A 17,645-nucleotide genomic window follows, 5' to 3' on the forward strand; every position below is an offset into this window, starting at 1 on the left:
TATCTGTTCTTATAAGTATAAAGAACAGATAGCGTGTTTTCATTTACATGACAAGTATTATTTCAACAGACTATACTCTATTTCCGTTTCTAACATTACTATGTTTTTTTGCGTATATAAAATATATAAAAACACCGATTATAATCCATGCCACAAAACTAATTAAAGTAAGCTTAGAAAGGTTCAAAGCTAAATATATACAACTTACTATTGAAACGATAGGTAAAAAAGGTACTAGGGGAGCACGGAATGGTCTTTTCATATTAGGATGTGTCTTTCTTAGTACAATGACAGCTATAGATACAAAAACAAATGCTGTTATCGTTCCCATATTCACTAAATTAGCCAATAAGTTCAAATCCACTAATCCCGCTAATAAAGCTGCTAGTATACCTGTAACCCATGTATTAAAAAATGGCGTTTGTAAACGTTTATGAACACTGGAAAGTCTGTTTGGTAACAACCCATCTCGACTCATCGAGTAAGATACACGAACAAATGCAAACATAGCTACTAACAGAACTGTCGTTAGCCCCGCTATTGCCCCCACCGATAACAAGCCAGCAATTCTATCTTCTCCTACAGTGCGCAACGCATATGCAACTGGATCAGCAACATTCAATTCCGTAAACGGAACCATTCCAGTCAACACGAATGAAACTCCTACATATAGAACGGTACAAATGAATAAAGAAACAAGTAGCCCAATCGGTACGTTACGCTGTGGACGCTTCACTTCCTCTGCAGCTGTTGCAACTGCATCAAATCCTAAAAAAGCAAAGAATACAGTGGCTGCTCCTCCTACCACACCGTGAAAACCAAACGGTAGAAATGGTTGCCAATTTTCTGGTTTTACATATTGTGTCCCTACAATAATAAATCCTACAATAACAGCCAGTTTAATAATAACCATTATATTATTAATTCGGGCACTTTCTTTTACACCACGACTTAATAAAAATGTTACAACTAAAATAATCAGAACTGCTGGTAAATCAATAATTCCACCCTTCCCCATGCCAGGTGCTGATGCAAAGATTGTAGGGATGTGAATATTAAACCCTAGTAGCAATGACTGAAAATAAGCTGACCATCCTGCTGCCACCGCAGAAGTTGCTAATAAGTACTCCAACATCACACACCAACCAACTATAAATGCAAAAATCTCACCTAATGTCATATATGTATACGAATATACACTTCCTGAAACTGGGACTGCAGATGCAAATTCAGCATAACAGAAAGCTACACATGCACATACAATGGCCGCTAATATAAATGATAATACAATCGCTGGACCAGCATGTTTCGCCGCTACGATACCAGTTAATACAAAAATCCCTGTACCAATAATCGCTCCAATTCCTAAAAGAGTTAAATCAATCGCTCCTAAAGTTTGATTCAATACTTTTTTCTTTTCTTCATCCATTGTTTTCTTTATTAAAAGACTCATTCATTGAAACCTCTTTTTCAAGTTTATCTCTTACTAATTACAATCTTTATTACTGTTCTGTTTAGAAAATAAAATTATACACAATTTACTCCTTTTCTCTTATAGACTTAGCAAACTTAAAAACAGAAAAATCAATCTTTTTAACTCATAGTAAATTTTAAAAATAATTATTGCGAAAATACATCTCTAAGAATGCTGATTGAATTTATCATACAATTAATTATATTGTCAACAATATAATTAATTAAACAAAGACGGTTAATTATGTATCAAATGTTATTTTTAAACATAATTATTTTCTCGAAAACATTGTTTTTTTCTGTTTTCATGTTCATATTCATTTTCCCTCACTGATTTTCATACAATTTTCATTACATAGAATTCAAATGAAATCATCATACCTTTAATCAAAATACTATCTTTAAATAATAATTCATTTGAAGTTATGCAACCTTTTTAAGCGAATAAAAAAGTGCAGATTTTCATCTGCACTTTTTTTATTCTTTCATTTCAGCTTCTGCACTACTATTTTCAAGATTCTCTTTCTGAGCTTCTTCTTCTATCTCAGCTGAAATCATTCCATAATAAAGTTCTGGATACAATCCAAATATTTGATATACACTTCCTAAAAACGGCATCAGAATCCCTCTTTTCTAAAGTTGTATTGCCACTTTTAAGGATTCCCTTTTCATTCATTATACATTCGTTTTTGGCGTTTCTTCTTCATCTTGAACACTTAATAAATTTTGCCACTTTTTATAAGGAGCGCTATTTGGATCCACATACCCTTTCGCATACGAACGATCCCACAATTGTTTAATAAACATTTCTTTCTCTTTCTTCGCAACCATATCTGCACCTGTACCGTAATAGTTTTGGAAGTATAGTTCGATTTCATCAAGGAATAATCTTAATAATTCATCTGACGTTTCTTCTAACGTCGGATCATACTTCGCCTCACGGTCATACATTAAAATCATATCTAAAAGATTGTGAACATGTTCTTTTCTAAGCCATCTTACATCTTGAGCTCCTAATACGAACGGATGTGTATATAAATGTCCACCTTGAATCATTGCCTTTTCTTGCTCTTCTTCAAATCTGGACAAGATGTTTTCATAAATAAACGGATTATGAAGTAATGCTCTGTGTAATTTATAACTTTCACTTGAAATATTTTTCCCCATCGACTGAATTAAGAAGCTACGTCCAACGCCGTTATATTGATACACAAACTGCCCATCAACAGCAACTAAACTAATCCAGCGATACATATACGCATATAGAAGGGCACGATTACATTTATCGTAGTCTAACTTCGTTTGAGTCGCATTCAAGTCGGGCATAAAGGCTGGTAAGTGCCAATACTTATCTAAATGCGGCGTTAAACTAGATTTTTTACTATTTAATTTGTTCACACGGCGATAATATGATTGGAAGTAGTCACCTTTATCATTCATAAAACCGTTCGCAATGTGTCCTGATGATAATTTAGGAAAATCTTGCAATGATAAACCGTAATGTGCCCGGTAACAGATCACTTCAAATGGTGAAAAAGCTTCATGTACTGTATCTTTTTCTTTAAACATTTCTTGAATTAATTCTTCTTGCAGTTCTTTCTTTAAAGTTGGATGTATACCCCAATATTGTAATTCCCTATGGTGAGAAACTTTCGGCACGAATGGACTAGCTAAATGGAACAGATCTTCAATTTTTTCACGAACGTATTCATCACGATCACGCTTCTTATAATCCGCTTCTTTTCGCAATGCCTCTATAATATTAAGTTCTAATTTATCACGATAACGTACTTGTAATTCATCATAACAATAGCTCAATATATGTTCACGATAAAAATCTTCTACCTTTTTCGATTGAATCTCTTCCGTTTTCGCATCCCGACAATATTCCCCATACAAACTCATATAAATTTCTGCTGATATATCTTTCGGCAATACACCTAAATTTAAATGTTGCTGCATATCTTGCCATATTTTTTCTTGCAACTTCTCTTCCGCTAATACGTATACATTCGTTGGGTTTGTTTTCCCTTCAAACTCCTTACTTCTTTTTTGAATTTCAAACAATAAATTTTCACGTGTTTCATGTAAATTATCAAAAAACCTTTCCCAATATTGAATCATTTTATTAACTGCTTGATATAACGATTGATAAACGAGTTCTAACAGCATTTCTTTTCTGTACTCATTTAATTTGTGTACATATTGCGTTACGATATCTTCAAATTCTTTTTTAAATAAACGTTGTTGATTATTCACCATTTTTCCAAACCAACCTTGTTGCTGAGCGATTTCAACGCGGCGTACAGCAGTTACCGTTCCATCTATATTACCTACATTAAATTTTTTATCATAATTTTGAATTACATTACGCTTCTGTTCATTATTTTCATGTAGTCGATTCATTTTTTCTACTAACTGCTTTCGAATTTCATATAACATAAAACGCGCTGCTACTGGATGAACAGGGTCTGTTTTCTTTAAAAACCATGTATTTAATTGATAGGACTGTCCTTCAGACCCACTTGGTGAAAAACGGTCTGATTCAATCATGTCATATAAAAGTGTCGTTACATGTTCATGTACACGGCTCGGAATCGCATACGCATATAAACGAACCGCATGATCTACTCTCGCTACTTCTCCTTTCATTTGTTCCATCATTTTTAGTTTCGTAGCTGAAATTTTACACTCGTGCTGCAAACGATTTAATTCCTCATCTTTTTGCACTGTGCGCTGTACATAGCTTTCTACAGCTTCTAAAAACAGTTTAGATTTCGCAACTCCGAGCTTACCGCCCTCTGCTCCTTCACGCGTTTCATTGTACATTTGTCTATAGAAAATATGGGCTTGTTCTGGACGGGTAGCAAGATGTTCTAAATCCTCTAAATAACTTTTGCCACGCTCTGGCTTTTCACGCTGCATACCACGTTTTACATCTTGGTCGTACCTTTGCTTCTTTTCTTGAAAGAGTTGATCCAAATGAAGCCACGATTCGTCTAAACCTTGCACAGCCCATTTTAAAGCACAATATTTTAACACATGTTCATATGGATAAATGAGCTTTGCTGTTCCTGCCCCGCAATATCGTCCTTTCCCGCTTGATTCTGCCAATTGCTGAATTTGATTATCTTCCTGTGCAAAATGACTTGTGGACATCGGACTAAATAACTGTAAATAAATCGTATTTGCCATCTGCTCCATATAATCCGATAAATTGTGTAAATGGTGTCCATGTAAGTTTTCGTAATCGTATAAGAAACAATAATTGTACGGTAAATGATGTTGTTTAATCGTATGATTCGTTCTTCCATCCTCATCTACTTGATCCGGACGGTATTCTAATTCAATCGTTACACCACCGCGTTTTGATAATTCTCCAGTTGAACCGAGCGTAATGGCATGCAATTCTTTTAAAGACGCATAACCATTTGCTTGCACCGTTTCAAATTCTTTCGCACTAACCGTTCTCGTCTTCACTAACACATCAGGCATTAAAAATGCACCGCGTATTAAAATGTTATGATGCTGCAGTTTTTTCCGAAGCATTTCACGTAAATATAATGCAATTTGCAGAAACATCCCCGAACCTGTTCCGCCTGCTAGTGATGTTACAATAATAACTCGCACACCATATTCCGTTTGATCACTTGTAACCGGAAAAATCTTCTCAATTTCTTGCCAAAAGGACGTCAATTTATCTTCTTTCATCGCAGCACGTAACGCTAAACGTGAAATGACGCGTAACTGTCCTGCTCCTTCTGTTAATGGTTTATCAAGTATAGTTGGATCCATTGGAAACCACTCTGGAATCGTTGGATCTCCTGCAATATACTCTCTAGGCGTTTTACTTGAACTCGTTTGTGTCTTAAACTTTCGAATATGATCAAATTTACTCAATGTATTCACATCTGTATCAAATACGTGCATCGCTACCTTTTTTCGGCGCTCTTCAGGCAGTTTTTCATATATTTGATGCGTCACAGTACTACCGATTCCACCTAATCCAATTAATATCGTTGGAACTTGTAATGTCATGTGAACCACCTTCCTATTCTTGCTTGTTTAAAAAGAAAGGGAAAGAAAGCTAAGACTCCCCTCTTATCCCTACCTACTATTCACATTCATATTTGTAAATCTCCTTACCATATCCTCTATCAATTAATAAAAGTTCATTTGGATATAGTGTCTTATGCTCCATTCCTACTTCTTCCTCTGTTATAAACATCCCATCAATAATCATTCCTACTACTTGTGACTCTTTCGCTACAAAGACAGATTTCGAACCTTTCTTCGCTATAAACGTAACGGATTGCACAGTTTTTCTTTCTGCTCGAAATGGGATACCAAAATAATGTTTCCACCATTTATTTCGAAGTAATTCTGGTTCAGATTGATATAACCAATCTTTCGCTACTTCTTGATCCCATTCGTAATACAATAGTGCTTTCCGGTGAAATCTTGGACGAACAATCCATCCTAAAACGATTATGCCTACTACTAGCAGCAATAAAGTGATAGGAATGACAAACTTAAAAATAAGCGCATACTTTTCATAAAACGGCGCACTTTGAATATGGAGTGATATTTGCTTCTTTACTTCTTGTAATTTCGCATCTTGTATAACGATGGTAGCTTCTACGGTGCCAGTATCTGTGAAATTGAATGTGTCGGAGTAATAAGGACGAGGATAAACGTAAATTTGATTACCACGTTGTTTTATTTCATAGTTGATTGATTGTTTAGATGTGACACCAGTAGATTTTAATAGTTTCTTTACAGCCCCTTCTGTCATCGGCTTACCATCTAACTTTGGTTGTAAAATAAACGGTTTACTATTCTCTAAATTCGTTACTTTTTCTTCATAATCTTTCGTAACAGTTTGAAGTGATAATTTTGGCTTTTCTGTTGTTTCAATTTTGAATTCTTTCGTCTGTCTGTAAAATCCCTTTATATTCATATGAACTTTTCCACGTACTAACCCTTTACCAATCTTCGTTTCGTAATAAAACACATGCCTCTTATCGTTCCACTTCATCGGATATTGTTTTCCGTCTATTTCTACTTCTGCTTGAAAGTAAGAAGACTGAATTGGTAACTCAGTAGGCTTTGCTTCAATAACAGCAGTAACACCTTCGTACATTTGTTCAACATTTTTTTGACTATTATCATCTTTGTCATAAGTAGAAACCGTATAGTTAAGCGCTGGTTCAACAAGTACTTGCAATCCTTCTTTCTCAATATCCCGATCCACTTCTATCGTATATGTTCCTGGTTTAATGACTTCCTGATTTTCCGTGCTTATATGAACTATATTTCCGAATAATTTCGCTTCTCCGGGTGCATGTATGGAAAAAGAAGACTGTAACTGTAATGGTTTCGAAATTTGTGTGACCTGATAATTAGACAGCGAAGGCGATTGTCGTACAAGTGTCATACGCTTTAATGGGAACGGCGTTGTAATCTCTACTTTCTTTCCTACTACTTTCGTTTTTACAATCGATTCAACGGAGGAGAATGGATCACGATTCGCAACTAATGCTGCCACTTGATTTACACTTTTTACAATACCATCCTCTCCGCTTGACGGCATTGTAACTCCGTTTATCTCTTTCTTCCATATTTCTTTAAACGTATTTAATTGTTCTTTTTCTTGCTGCCCTAAATCCTCTTCCATCGTAATTAAGATAGGATGTAAAGATATCTTTTTTACATCCATTTCTTTCTTAAAGTCTGTTAGTTTCTTTGTAATTTGTTCTTTTCCGCCAACTTTATCTTTTTCTAGATCATTAAATGCCCCGTCAGTTAATACAATAAGCCAAAATTCACGTTTTCCATCTATATCTGCTTCCTTTTTTATAGATTGCATCGCCGTCTCTACTGCGCTAAAAGGAGTATTTAAATACGTTTTCCACGCTCCAATTCCTTCAATTTCTGTTTGCCTTTTATCCTTCGTTAACGAAATGTTTAACGGATTATTCGGCTTGCTCATTGGAACATAAGAAAATGTATCTTTTTCATCTAATAGCGCAACTAAACTTTGCAAAGCGTAATTGGCATATTTCCAGCGATCGTTATTTCTCATGCTGCCCGAATCATCATATACAAGTGAAACGACCCTTTCCTTTGCCTCCTCTCCTTTTGCAAAAGTCCAATAAGGATGTAACCATATAAATAGAAACAACATGAATGTGGCACAAATTCGAATTTTCATGATGAGGCTTCGCCACCTTTGTAGACAAATTCCTATGTTTAAATTTATGAGAGGAAACAAGATATATGACTTGTATTTTAGGACAACTAACCTACCATAACTTTATTATGTAAACATATATATACACTTGGTAATATTCTTTATAGCATTTTCTATCCAATTATATAGGCAAAAAAGCCTGTCTAAGCTTCATACTTAAAACAGACTTTTCCTACTTTTCATATTAAAAACACACAACAAAAAGTTTGATTTTTTAATTAGCACATTACTTCAATTGTAAATCCACCAGGCGCTTCAACATAAAACGTATACGCATGTGCATGTTTAGGAGGTTCAACCAAAAATCCATCTTCCTTCAATCTTTGATTCATTTTATTTATTAGTTCCTCATTTTCTTGCGGAAATCCTACATGAAATGTTTTAGGATACTGAACTTCTTTCCCTTTCATTAAATTTAGTATAAACCCATCCTTATCACGCATAACTGCAAAGCCATTTCCCCTCGTTCCACTTCAAATTAATCCAAAATATTTTTCTAAAAATTCTCTAGTAGCTACTACATCTGTAACCGTTAAATTAAGATGCCTAACTTTCTAATACTTTATCATACAAAGTAAAACTTTGATCAGTGGGGCGTTTACGGACAGTCTGGCTCCCCCTAACTTTTTTGCTCCAGCCAAATTTTTTGGTAGGAGTTTTACTGCCCAAAAATAGCGGAATAAATAAAAAACACGCCTTTCACAGCGTGTTTCATTGCTTCACATATACTTCAACAATTGGATTATCTTTGTTATCTGCATGTAAGCGTATATTCGCTTCACTCGTATTATAAATGCTGGCTAATAGCATAATCGTTAACAAATTAGGAGTCTTAGCATCACTTCCGTATTTTCTTTCAAGCGCTTCTTTATATTCAAACTCTAAATCCCCCTGTATATATGTATACACTTCAAATCCATCTTCTAAATTGCAAACTACTGTATCAATAATATCCGCTCCTACTTTTTTCTTCATTTCATCTCGCAATGCTTCTATAAATTCTTTCCACGGTACTTCGTATGTTTGAAACTGATCTGTAGATTTCATTGCCTTTCCCTCCTTACTATATCCTTTCTTTATATTTCCCCTTTCATATAACAATTATGATAGGTAGGTCATTCGTACAAGCCGCACTTGTCCCCCTTACATATCGTATTACTGTAAGGGGGAAGGAGGACAGAACATGCATAGACAAAGATGTTATGATACGTGCCGACGTTATTTCGGTAAAGTTGTTCGAATTGAAGATCGTGATGGTCGCATTCACTTAGGCAAAATAATCGATGTGACAAATGAATCTGTATGGATCGAACCAATGCAACAGCGCTCATCTTTTGATACAGGATTCGGATACTATGATGCATATACAAACGGTGGTTGTGATCTTTGCGGCGGCATTAGCAGATGTGATAGTTGCGGATTCGGTTGCGGTGGTGGATTCAGTAGCTGTGGATGTGGCGGTCGTGGTTGCGGTAATTGTGGTGGCGGCTGGGGTGGCGGTTGTGGCTGGGGCGTTGAACTTGGATTTGGTTTCATCTTCGGAATTACTTTAGCTGCATTATTTTTCATTTAACATAGTAAAGAGTTGACTACCTTTAGCCAACTCTTTTTCTCTACTTTTCACATATAAATATACGGTGTCCTAAAACATGTTGGTACATACGTCGTACGTTTTCATGTTGTACCCATGCCTCATATAACTCATTCGGAATATATGTTGATACATTCCATTCCGGCTCTTCTATATAGCTAGATATCGTTTCTGCAATTGTACCACCGCCAGCAATTGTAATTCTTTTGAAATTTGCTTTCTGAAATAGTTGTACCCACTCATTCTCAGTTAATAATTCTTTCATGCCATATAATTGGGCAATTTTTTCTTCCTCACTCTTCTCAATATGTGTATTAATAATCATTTCAATGACAACAAGCTTACCATCCTTCTGTAATACACGATAGCACTCTGATATAACCCTTTCTTTATCTGTAAAAGCGAGTATCGATTCCCCAAGCACAAACTCAAATGAATCATTTAAACAAGGTAATCGCTCTGCATCACCTTGAATCAATTGTACATTCAATCTTTCAAACAACCATCTATCTTTCGCTTTTTGAATCATAATTTCATTCTTTTCAATCGCTGTTACTTTATAACCGAATTCTTTTGTCATGTAAGCCGCTGTTTTCCCCGTACCACAACCTATCTCAAGGACATCCGCTCCTTGTCTAAGAGGCAGTTGTGCTAGCAATTGTTTTGTTAACGTAAAACCACCAGGATGAGCACTTCCTATTCCGTAATAAGCTAAGAAATCGATGTAAGTATTTCGTTCCATGGGATTCTCCCTTTTTTATTTTATATATTCAAGGAAGAATGAAAAGTGCATAAAAAAAGGGCGCATCACGCGCCCCCTCAGCTTATTTTTCCTCACCGATATATGCCCATTTGTAGCTGTAATCTCCACCAACTGGGTGGTGAACAATTCCTTTTACTTTCGCTCTTTGAACAATTGCATCACCACGTTGATATAATGGTGCAATTGCTGCATCTTCAAGTAACATTTTCTCAGCTTTCAGTAAGCTATCCCAACGCTCTTTCGTTTTCGTTAATAGCTCACCTTTACCTTTTTCTACAATTTCATCATATTTCTTATTTGAGTAACCAGTTTGGTTATGAGGTCCATCTGTAACGAACATATCAATGAATGTCATTGGATCTAAGTAGTCAGGTCCCCAACCAGCGTAAGATAAATCATAATCTAGATCTGATTCTAATTTTAATTTTTGTTTAAACGGCTGGTTTTTCAAGTTCACTGTTAAGCCTGGTAAGTTTTTCTCAAGCTCTCCTTTTAAGAACTCCCCTACTTTTTTCGCATTATCGCTATCATAGTTTAGCAGCTCAATTGTTACTTGATCTTTTCCAAGCTCTTTTTTCGCTTTGTCCCAATGCTCTTTTGCCTTTTTCACATCCGTTTTTAAAATATCTCCATTTTCTTTACGGAAGTCTTTTCCATCCGGACTCTTAGCAAATTCTTTTGGTACTAAGTAATCTGCAGGTGTAGATCCGTCATTTAAAATAACATTCGTTAAACCTTTTTTATCATACGCCTTTGCAATTGCTAAACGTAAATCTTTGTTCTTTAACACCGTATCTTGACCACCACGTTTTTGATTTAAACGTAAGAAGAACGTTGATGGTGTTTTTTGTGTATAGAAATCTGGATTCGATTTATATTTGTCAACAAATTCAGATACTAATCCTGAACGGTCAATCTGTCCACTTTCATATAAGTTGACACGTGTACCGCTATCTTTTACTACGTTAAAGTTGATTTCTTCTAACTTAACTGTTTTATTATCCCAGTACTGTGCGTTTTTCTTTAATTTCCAACCTTCTTCATGTTTCCAGTCTGTTAATGTAAATGGTCCGTTGTATAATGTTGTATCTGCTTCTAAACCGAATTTTGCACCTTTTTCATTTACGAATTTTTCATTTTGTGGATAGAATGTTCCGAATGAAGTTAATTCAACAAAGTAAGGAACTGCATTTTCTAATTCTACTTCTAACGTATAGTCATCTACAGCTTTTACACCTAACGTATCAAGCGCTGCTTTTCCTTCATTAATTGCTTTTGCATTTTTTACATCGAACATAATGTATGCATATTCCGCTGCTGTATTTTTATCTACAGCACGTTTCCAAGAAAATACGAAATCTTTCGCTGTTACAGGCTCTCCATTTGACCATTTTGCATTTTTATTTAATGTAAATGTATACTTCTTACCATCATCACTCTTTTTATATGATTCAGCAACCCCTGGTGTTGCTTTATTATCTTTATCCAGTCGATATAAACCTTCCATTACGTTGTTTAAAGCAAGAAACGATACTTGGTCTGTCGCTTTAACAGAATCCATAGATGGAATCTCTTGGCTCTCTGTTAAATTCAACACTTGCTTCGCTGCTAATTTTCCGCCTTCTTTTTCACCGCTTTTTGGTGTTGTGCTTGCCTTATCTTTTTCCCCTGATCCAGAGCAAGCTGTTAATGCCATACTCATTACTAAAACTGGTGCTACGACCGCTGTCAATTTTTTCATCTTTTTTCTCTTCATTTTCTTGTACCCTCCCCAATTATATGTACGATATTAACATTTAGAAATTCTCTATTAACTTTCGTTATCAGAAAATTCTTATTAATTAATATTCTACTATTTTTCTGAGTTTTGTAAAGTATTTTTGTAAATTTTCTAAATATTTATTTTTTTGTGATAGTAACTTGTTGTTTTAACTACTTTATGAATTATCCCCCGTCTACTATATGTAAACATCCCTCCCCTTATTCCACTCTATTACTACGTTCTATATTTTTCTTATTAGCATGAGATCTCTTACTATCATTCATCTGTCTTACTACTTACTGAACTCTCTCTAATGTCCTCCGATAGAATCTTCCTAATTCCCTACCCGTTTCTCAATAGGCTAACGAGATATATTTCCCTTATACATACTAAAAAGCATTTCAAAAGCAGCTCAGCCACTTTTGAAATGCTTTCACTTTATTTTTTTCCGCCATCCTCAGTTACATACGCCCACTTAAAGCTATATTCTGGACTGATGTTATGTTTCACGATTCCTTTTACATTCGGTTTCATTACGTACGATCTTCCTGTTTGATATAAAGGAACTAATCCTGCATCTTCTTCAAGGAATAATTTTTCAGCTTTCCCTAACGTTTCCCAGCGTTTTTTCGCATCACTCATTAATTCATTACCTGCTTTTCCTACCATTTCATCGTATTTTGGATTTGAATAACTCATTTGGTTATACGGGCTCTTCGATTCAAACATATCAATAAATGTCATTGGATCCGCATAATCTGGACTCCAACCTGCATAAGAGATTTCATAATCTTGTGCAGTCTCTAATTTTAATTTTTGTTTGAACGGCTGAATTTTCGTATTAATCGTTACACCTTTTAAATTTTTCTCAATTTGATCTTTAACATAATCAGCAATCTTTTTCGCAGTTCCATCATCATAGCTTAGTAATTCAATTGTAACTTGATCTTTTCCAAGTTCTTTTTTCGCTTCTTCCCAAGCTGCTGCACCTTTTTTCGGATCATATTTCAGACCATTTTTAAATGTATCTTGATAATCTTTTCCATCAGGTCCTGTCGCAAGCCCTTTCGGAACCAATTGATCCGTTGCTTTTGATCCATTATTTAAAATTACATTCGCCAATCCTTTTTTATCGACTGATAATGCAATTGCTTCACGAAGCTTTTTGCTCTTTAATGGCGTATCTTGTCCGTTACGTTTTTGATTTAAACGTAAGAAGAATGTACTTGATTCTGCATACTCACCGTACTCATCTTTATTCGATTTATATTTATCTACAAATTCTCCTGATAGTAATGTAAAGTCAATTGATCCTGTATCATATAAATTTACTTTTGTAGCTACTTCTTTTACAACACTATAATTAATTTCTTCTAATTTCACAGTCTTTTTATCCCAGTACTTATCATTTTTCTTCAGCTGCCAACCTTGTTCATGTTTCCATGAAGACATAACAAATGGCCCGTTATATACAGTTGTATCTGCTTCTAAACCGTACTTATCGCCTTTTTCTTTTACGAATTTTTCATTTAATGGATAGTATGATGGGAATGCTAATAAATTTAAGAAATACGGTACCGGTTTTTCTAATTCTACTTCTAGCGTGTAATCATCTACCGCCTTCGCTCCTAATTCAGTTATAGGTTTTTCACCTTTATTAATCGCTTCTGCATTTTTAATATAGTAAGCAATAAATGCATATTCTGCCGCAGTATTCTTATCAAGTAAGCGCTGCCATGCGAAAACGAAATCTTTCGCTGTTACAGGATCTCCATTCGACCATTTTGCATCTTTTCGCAGTTTAAACGTATACTTTTTACCATCTTCACTTTTCGTACTAGATTCTGCCGCAGCAGGAATTGGCTTATTATCTTTATCAAGACGATATAGGCCTTCCATCGTGTTTCCTAAAATTTGTGCCCCTAACGTATCAGTAGATTTAGAAGTATCCATCGTCGGAATTTCTTGATTTTCCGTACGATTCAATACTTGCTTCGCTGCATATTTAATATCAGATGTTTTTTCTTCCCCACTATTAGATGTAGTAGTCGTTTTCTTTTCTCCACCTGAACTAGAGCACGCTGTCAATGCAACACTCATCGCTAAAACTGGTACTACAACTGCTGTTAATTTTTTCATTTTTTTTCTCTTCATTTTTTAACCCTCCCTAATTATATGTACATTACCAACCTTGAGAGACTCCTTGTTAAATATTTTTCAGAAAATTACAACTAATGTTATTCTACTCTTTTTTTCACATTTGTAAATAGTTTTATTTTAAATATTCTGATTTTAAACTTCGTAATTTAGTATGATTTATCCCCCATCTACCATATGTACATACTTTACTCCTTATTCTTCTCTATTTTGCTATACTACAAATTTACATTTTAATTTCCAATATACAAAAAAGCATTTCAAGGTAGCTAAGCTACTTTGAAATGCTTTTTCAACTCTTTTATTTTTCAGCAACATATGCCCATTTAAAGCTATATTCCGGACTGATATTATGTTTTACAATACCTTTAATATTTTGTTTTAGAACATATGCATCACCACGTTGGTATAAAGGTACAAGTGCTACATCTTGCTCAAGAAGTAATTTCTCAGCTTTCCCTAACTCTTCCCAACGTTTCTTCGCGTCACCCATTAATTCAGTGCCAGCTTTTTTGATCATATCATCATACTTCGGATCAGCGAAGCTCATTTGGTTATGAGAATGTTTAGACTGGAACATATCTAAGAATGTCATTGGGTCAGCATAGTCAGGTCCCCAACCAGCATATGATATATCATAATCTTGCTCTGTTTCTAGTTTTAGTTTTTGTTTGAATGGCTGAAGTTTAATATTAACTGTTACACCTTTTAAATTTTTCTCAATTTGGTCTTTTACATATTCCCCTACTTTTTTCGCATTACCAGTATCATAGTTTAATAGCTCAATTGTAACTTGGTCTTTACCAAGTTCTTTTTTCGCTTCTTCCCATGCAGCAGCAGCTTTTTTCGCATCTGGTTTGATACCATTTTTAAATGTTTCTTGGAAGTCTTTGCCGTCTGGTCCAGTCGCTAACCCTTTCGGTACTAAGAAGTCAGCTGGTTTAGATCCGTCATTTAAAATAACGTTTGCTAGGTTTTTCTTATCGATAGAAAGCGCGATTGCTTCACGTAATTTCTGACTCTTTAATGGTGTATCTTGTCCACCACGTTTTTGGTTCATACGTAAGAAGTATGTACTTACTTGTGAGTATGTGCCAAACTCCTCTTTGTTATTTCTATATTTATCAACGAATTCACCTGATAGAAGTGCGAAATCAATTGCACCTGTATCAAATAAGTTGACCTTTGTATTTATTTCTTTTACTACACTATAGTTGATTTCATCTAACTTTACAGTCTTTTTATCCCAATATTGATCATTTTTCTTTAGTTTCCAGCCTTGCTCGTGCTTCCAATCAGTAAGAACAAATGGTCCGTTATATACTGTTGTATCAGACTCTAAACCGAATTTATCCCCTTTTTCTTTTACAAACTTCTCATTTAATGGGTAGTACGATGGGAACGCAACTAAGTTTAAGAAGTATGGTACCGCTTGTTCTAATTCAACTTCTAATGTATAGTCATCTACCGCCTTAACTCCTAGTTCAGTTACTGGTTTTTCACCTTTATTAATTGCCTCTGCATTTTTAATCGGGAATGCGATAAACGCATATTCTGCAGTTGTTTTTGGATCTAATAATCGTTGCCAAGCGTACGCAAAGTCTTTTGCAGTTACAGGATCACCATTTGACCATTTTGCATCTTTACGTAGTTTAAATGTATATTTTTTACCATCTTCACTTTTTGTGCTAGATTCTGCTGCAGCTGGGATTGGTTTATTATCTTTATCTAATCGATATAACCCTTCCATTGTGTTCCCTAAAATTTGAGAACCTAATGTATCTGTATTTTTTGAAGTATCCATTGTTGGGATCTCATTTGTTTCTGTACGATTTAGCACTTGTTTCGCTGCTAGTTTTCCTTCAGATTTACTATCTCCACTAGAGCTAGAGTTTGTGCTTGTCTTCTTATCTCCACCTGATGTAGAACATGCTGTTAACGCCATGCTCATTGCTAAAACTGGTGCTACAACTGCTGTTAGTTTTTTCATTTGTTTCTTTTTCATTTTGTACCCTCCCTAATTCTTAACGATAGCTATTAAAGAATTTTCTGATAATTCTGTTTTTCTTTATATATTTATCAGACGATTCTTACTAATTCTTATTCTACTAATTTTTTAATTTTTGTAAAGTATTATTATTGAAAATTTTTAAAAAATTATTTTTTTACAGTAATATTCATAAAAATGCCATAAGTTGTTCAAACCTTACTTCTCCTTTATACACATTCATTGATTTAATCACTTTCATCTCATTTACCGCTTGAATACTTGTTAATTATTGCTAATAAATAATGCATATATCTAAAAACATCTTTTCTACAAAAATAAAAAAGTCAGCTAAACTGACTTTTTTACCCGGCAATTTTTTCTCTTTTCATTTCCTCTACCACTCTCTTATACTTCTCATCATCAAACTCATTTTCACTTTTTGCAACAACTACAGTCGCAATACCGTTACCAATTAAATTAACGATAGCACGTGCTTCTGACATGAAACGATCTCCCCCAAGTAGTAGCGCTAACCCTTCTAATGAGATAACATTCATTGCAGATAGAGTAGATGCTAATAAAAAAGCAGACATTTCGTCTGCTTTAATTCTCCTCAATCTGCTTCGCACTTAATCCTAGATGTGTTCTAAGAGTATCACTCAAACTTTGTAGGTCTTTTTTATTAGGATTATAGTAATAGACACGTTGTCCATTTGGGCCATTAGGTAAATAAAGATCATCACCAGCTAATTGAGTCTTTTCAACTGAACCATTTAAACCATATTTATAAAAAGATAAAATATCATCCATGGCTAAATTTGTTTTAAAATCACCATCAACCGCCTCAACCATTTTCTCTAGTTTTGTAATCGAACCCGCGCTTTTTAATTTATTTAACATCGCTTCAATAACAAGTTGTTGACGTTGCCCTCTCATTGCATCACTGTCAATATGACGCGTTCTTGCCAGCGCAAGTGCTTCTTCTCCTGTTAATTTTTGTAGTCCTTTTTTCAAATGAATCGCATCAGGTTCATCTTTACTATTTTGTTCTGTAAATTCAACTGGGACATCTATTTCAATACCATCTAATCCATCAACAATTTTAATAAATGAGCTAAAATTAAACTTCACAAAATAATCAACGGGGACTTGTAACAATTTTTCTACTGCTTCAACAGATGCTTGTGGCCCTCCATCTTTACCATTTTTAACAAGCCCTCTTCCATATGCATGCGTTATTTTATCCTTTTTCTTTTCAATCGGGACATATGTATACGTATCACGTGGTATACTTGTTAATTTCACTGTCTTATCATCTTTATTAAAAGTTGCCAGCAATAACGCATCTGTATGAAATGCACCACTATACTCCTTTTGACGTTCTTGATTTTCATCAATGCCCATAATTAAAAGTGAAACATTGTTTGCAATTGGTTTTACTGCTTTCTCACGTAAATTTGATTTTTCACCACGCGCTAAATTCAAATTAGATTTTTGTACAAGATTAGAAGTTTTCATATATACATAGGTGCCATATCCACCCCCGCCAAATAGTAATACTCCTAGTAGTAAACTTATTATCGTTGTCTTTTTATATTTCCGCTTATTTTTCTCTTCTCTTGAAGACGAATGATTCCCCATTTATTCTCCTCCTGT

Annotated in this window: 11 protein-coding genes and 2 pseudogenes; 1 reads left to right on the forward strand and 12 read right to left on the reverse strand. The window is 34.7% G+C overall.

From position 1 onward, the window contains the following. Positions 1–70: 70 nt before the first annotated feature. The 6 genes and pseudogenes from F0362_RS17390 to F0362_RS17415 all read right to left on the reverse strand — a co-directional run bounded on the left by F0362_RS17390 (position 71) and on the right by F0362_RS17415 (position 8,773). Positions 71–1,453: an APC family permease gene (locus tag F0362_RS17390; protein ID WP_000054729.1), complete on the reverse strand. Its 1,383-nt coding sequence runs from the start codon at positions 1,451–1,453 to the stop codon at positions 71–73. Positions 1,454–1,950: 497 nt separating this feature from the next. Continuing rightward, a complete protein-coding gene (locus F0362_RS17395) occupies positions 1,951–2,091 on the reverse strand; it encodes a hypothetical protein (protein ID WP_001116187.1) in 141 nt (46 codons plus the stop codon). Between the two features lie 57 nt (positions 2,092–2,148). Further along, a complete protein-coding gene (locus tag F0362_RS17400) occupies positions 2,149–5,511 on the reverse strand; it encodes a tubulin-like doman-containing protein (RefSeq protein WP_149889910.1) in 3,363 nt (1,120 codons plus the stop codon). A gap of 76 nt (positions 5,512–5,587) precedes the next feature. Further along, positions 5,588–7,687: a vWA domain-containing protein gene (locus F0362_RS17405; RefSeq protein ID WP_000702105.1), complete on the reverse strand. Its 2,100-nt coding sequence runs from the start codon at positions 7,685–7,687 to the stop codon at positions 5,588–5,590. A 257-nt stretch (positions 7,688–7,944) separates the two neighbouring features. Next, positions 7,945–8,277: pseudogene (locus F0362_RS17410) on the reverse strand (VOC family protein); the annotation flags it as partial. 160 nt (positions 8,278–8,437) lie between these two features. Then, positions 8,438–8,773, reverse strand: coding sequence for a hypothetical protein (locus F0362_RS17415; protein WP_000842915.1), 336 nt, complete (start codon positions 8,771–8,773; stop codon positions 8,438–8,440). 136 nt (positions 8,774–8,909) lie between these two features. Here F0362_RS17415 and F0362_RS17420 point away from each other — a divergent pair, with 136 nt between their 5' ends. Further along, positions 8,910–9,299, forward strand: coding sequence for a hypothetical protein (locus tag F0362_RS17420; RefSeq protein ID WP_000555014.1), 390 nt, complete (start codon positions 8,910–8,912; stop codon positions 9,297–9,299). 40 nt (positions 9,300–9,339) lie between these two features. Here F0362_RS17420 and F0362_RS17425 read toward each other — a convergent pair whose 3' ends face one another. The 6 genes and pseudogenes from F0362_RS17425 to F0362_RS17450 all read right to left on the reverse strand — a co-directional run bounded on the left by F0362_RS17425 (position 9,340) and on the right by F0362_RS17450 (position 17,630). After that, a complete protein-coding gene (locus tag F0362_RS17425; protein WP_000440863.1) occupies positions 9,340–10,059 on the reverse strand; it encodes a class I SAM-dependent methyltransferase in 720 nt (239 codons plus the stop codon). An 82-nt stretch (positions 10,060–10,141) separates the two neighbouring features. Beyond that, a complete protein-coding gene (locus tag F0362_RS17430; RefSeq protein WP_000823458.1) occupies positions 10,142–11,836 on the reverse strand; it encodes a peptide ABC transporter substrate-binding protein in 1,695 nt (564 codons plus the stop codon). A 444-nt stretch (positions 11,837–12,280) separates the two neighbouring features. Beyond that, entirely contained in the window at positions 12,281–13,996 is a 1,716-nt protein-coding gene (locus tag F0362_RS17435; protein WP_000823479.1) for a peptide ABC transporter substrate-binding protein, read from the reverse strand. A gap of 304 nt (positions 13,997–14,300) precedes the next feature. Next, positions 14,301–16,004 (reverse strand): peptide ABC transporter substrate-binding protein, encoded by a 1,704-nt coding sequence (locus F0362_RS17440; RefSeq protein ID WP_000730158.1) that lies wholly within the window; start codon positions 16,002–16,004, stop codon positions 14,301–14,303. Between the two features lie 347 nt (positions 16,005–16,351). Then, positions 16,352–16,573, reverse strand: a pseudogene (locus tag F0362_RS17445) (cation:dicarboxylase symporter family transporter); the annotation flags it as partial. A 19-nt stretch (positions 16,574–16,592) separates the two neighbouring features. Then, positions 16,593–17,630, reverse strand: a complete 1,038-nt coding sequence (locus F0362_RS17450) for an LCP family protein (RefSeq protein WP_000526735.1) — start codon at positions 17,628–17,630, stop codon at positions 16,593–16,595. Between the last annotated feature and the right edge of the window lie 15 nt (positions 17,631–17,645).

This window comes from Bacillus sp. BS98, assembly GCF_008432245.1.
In the GTDB taxonomy this organism is placed as follows: Bacteria; Bacillota; Bacilli; order Bacillales; family Bacillaceae_G; genus Bacillus_A; species Bacillus_A toyonensis.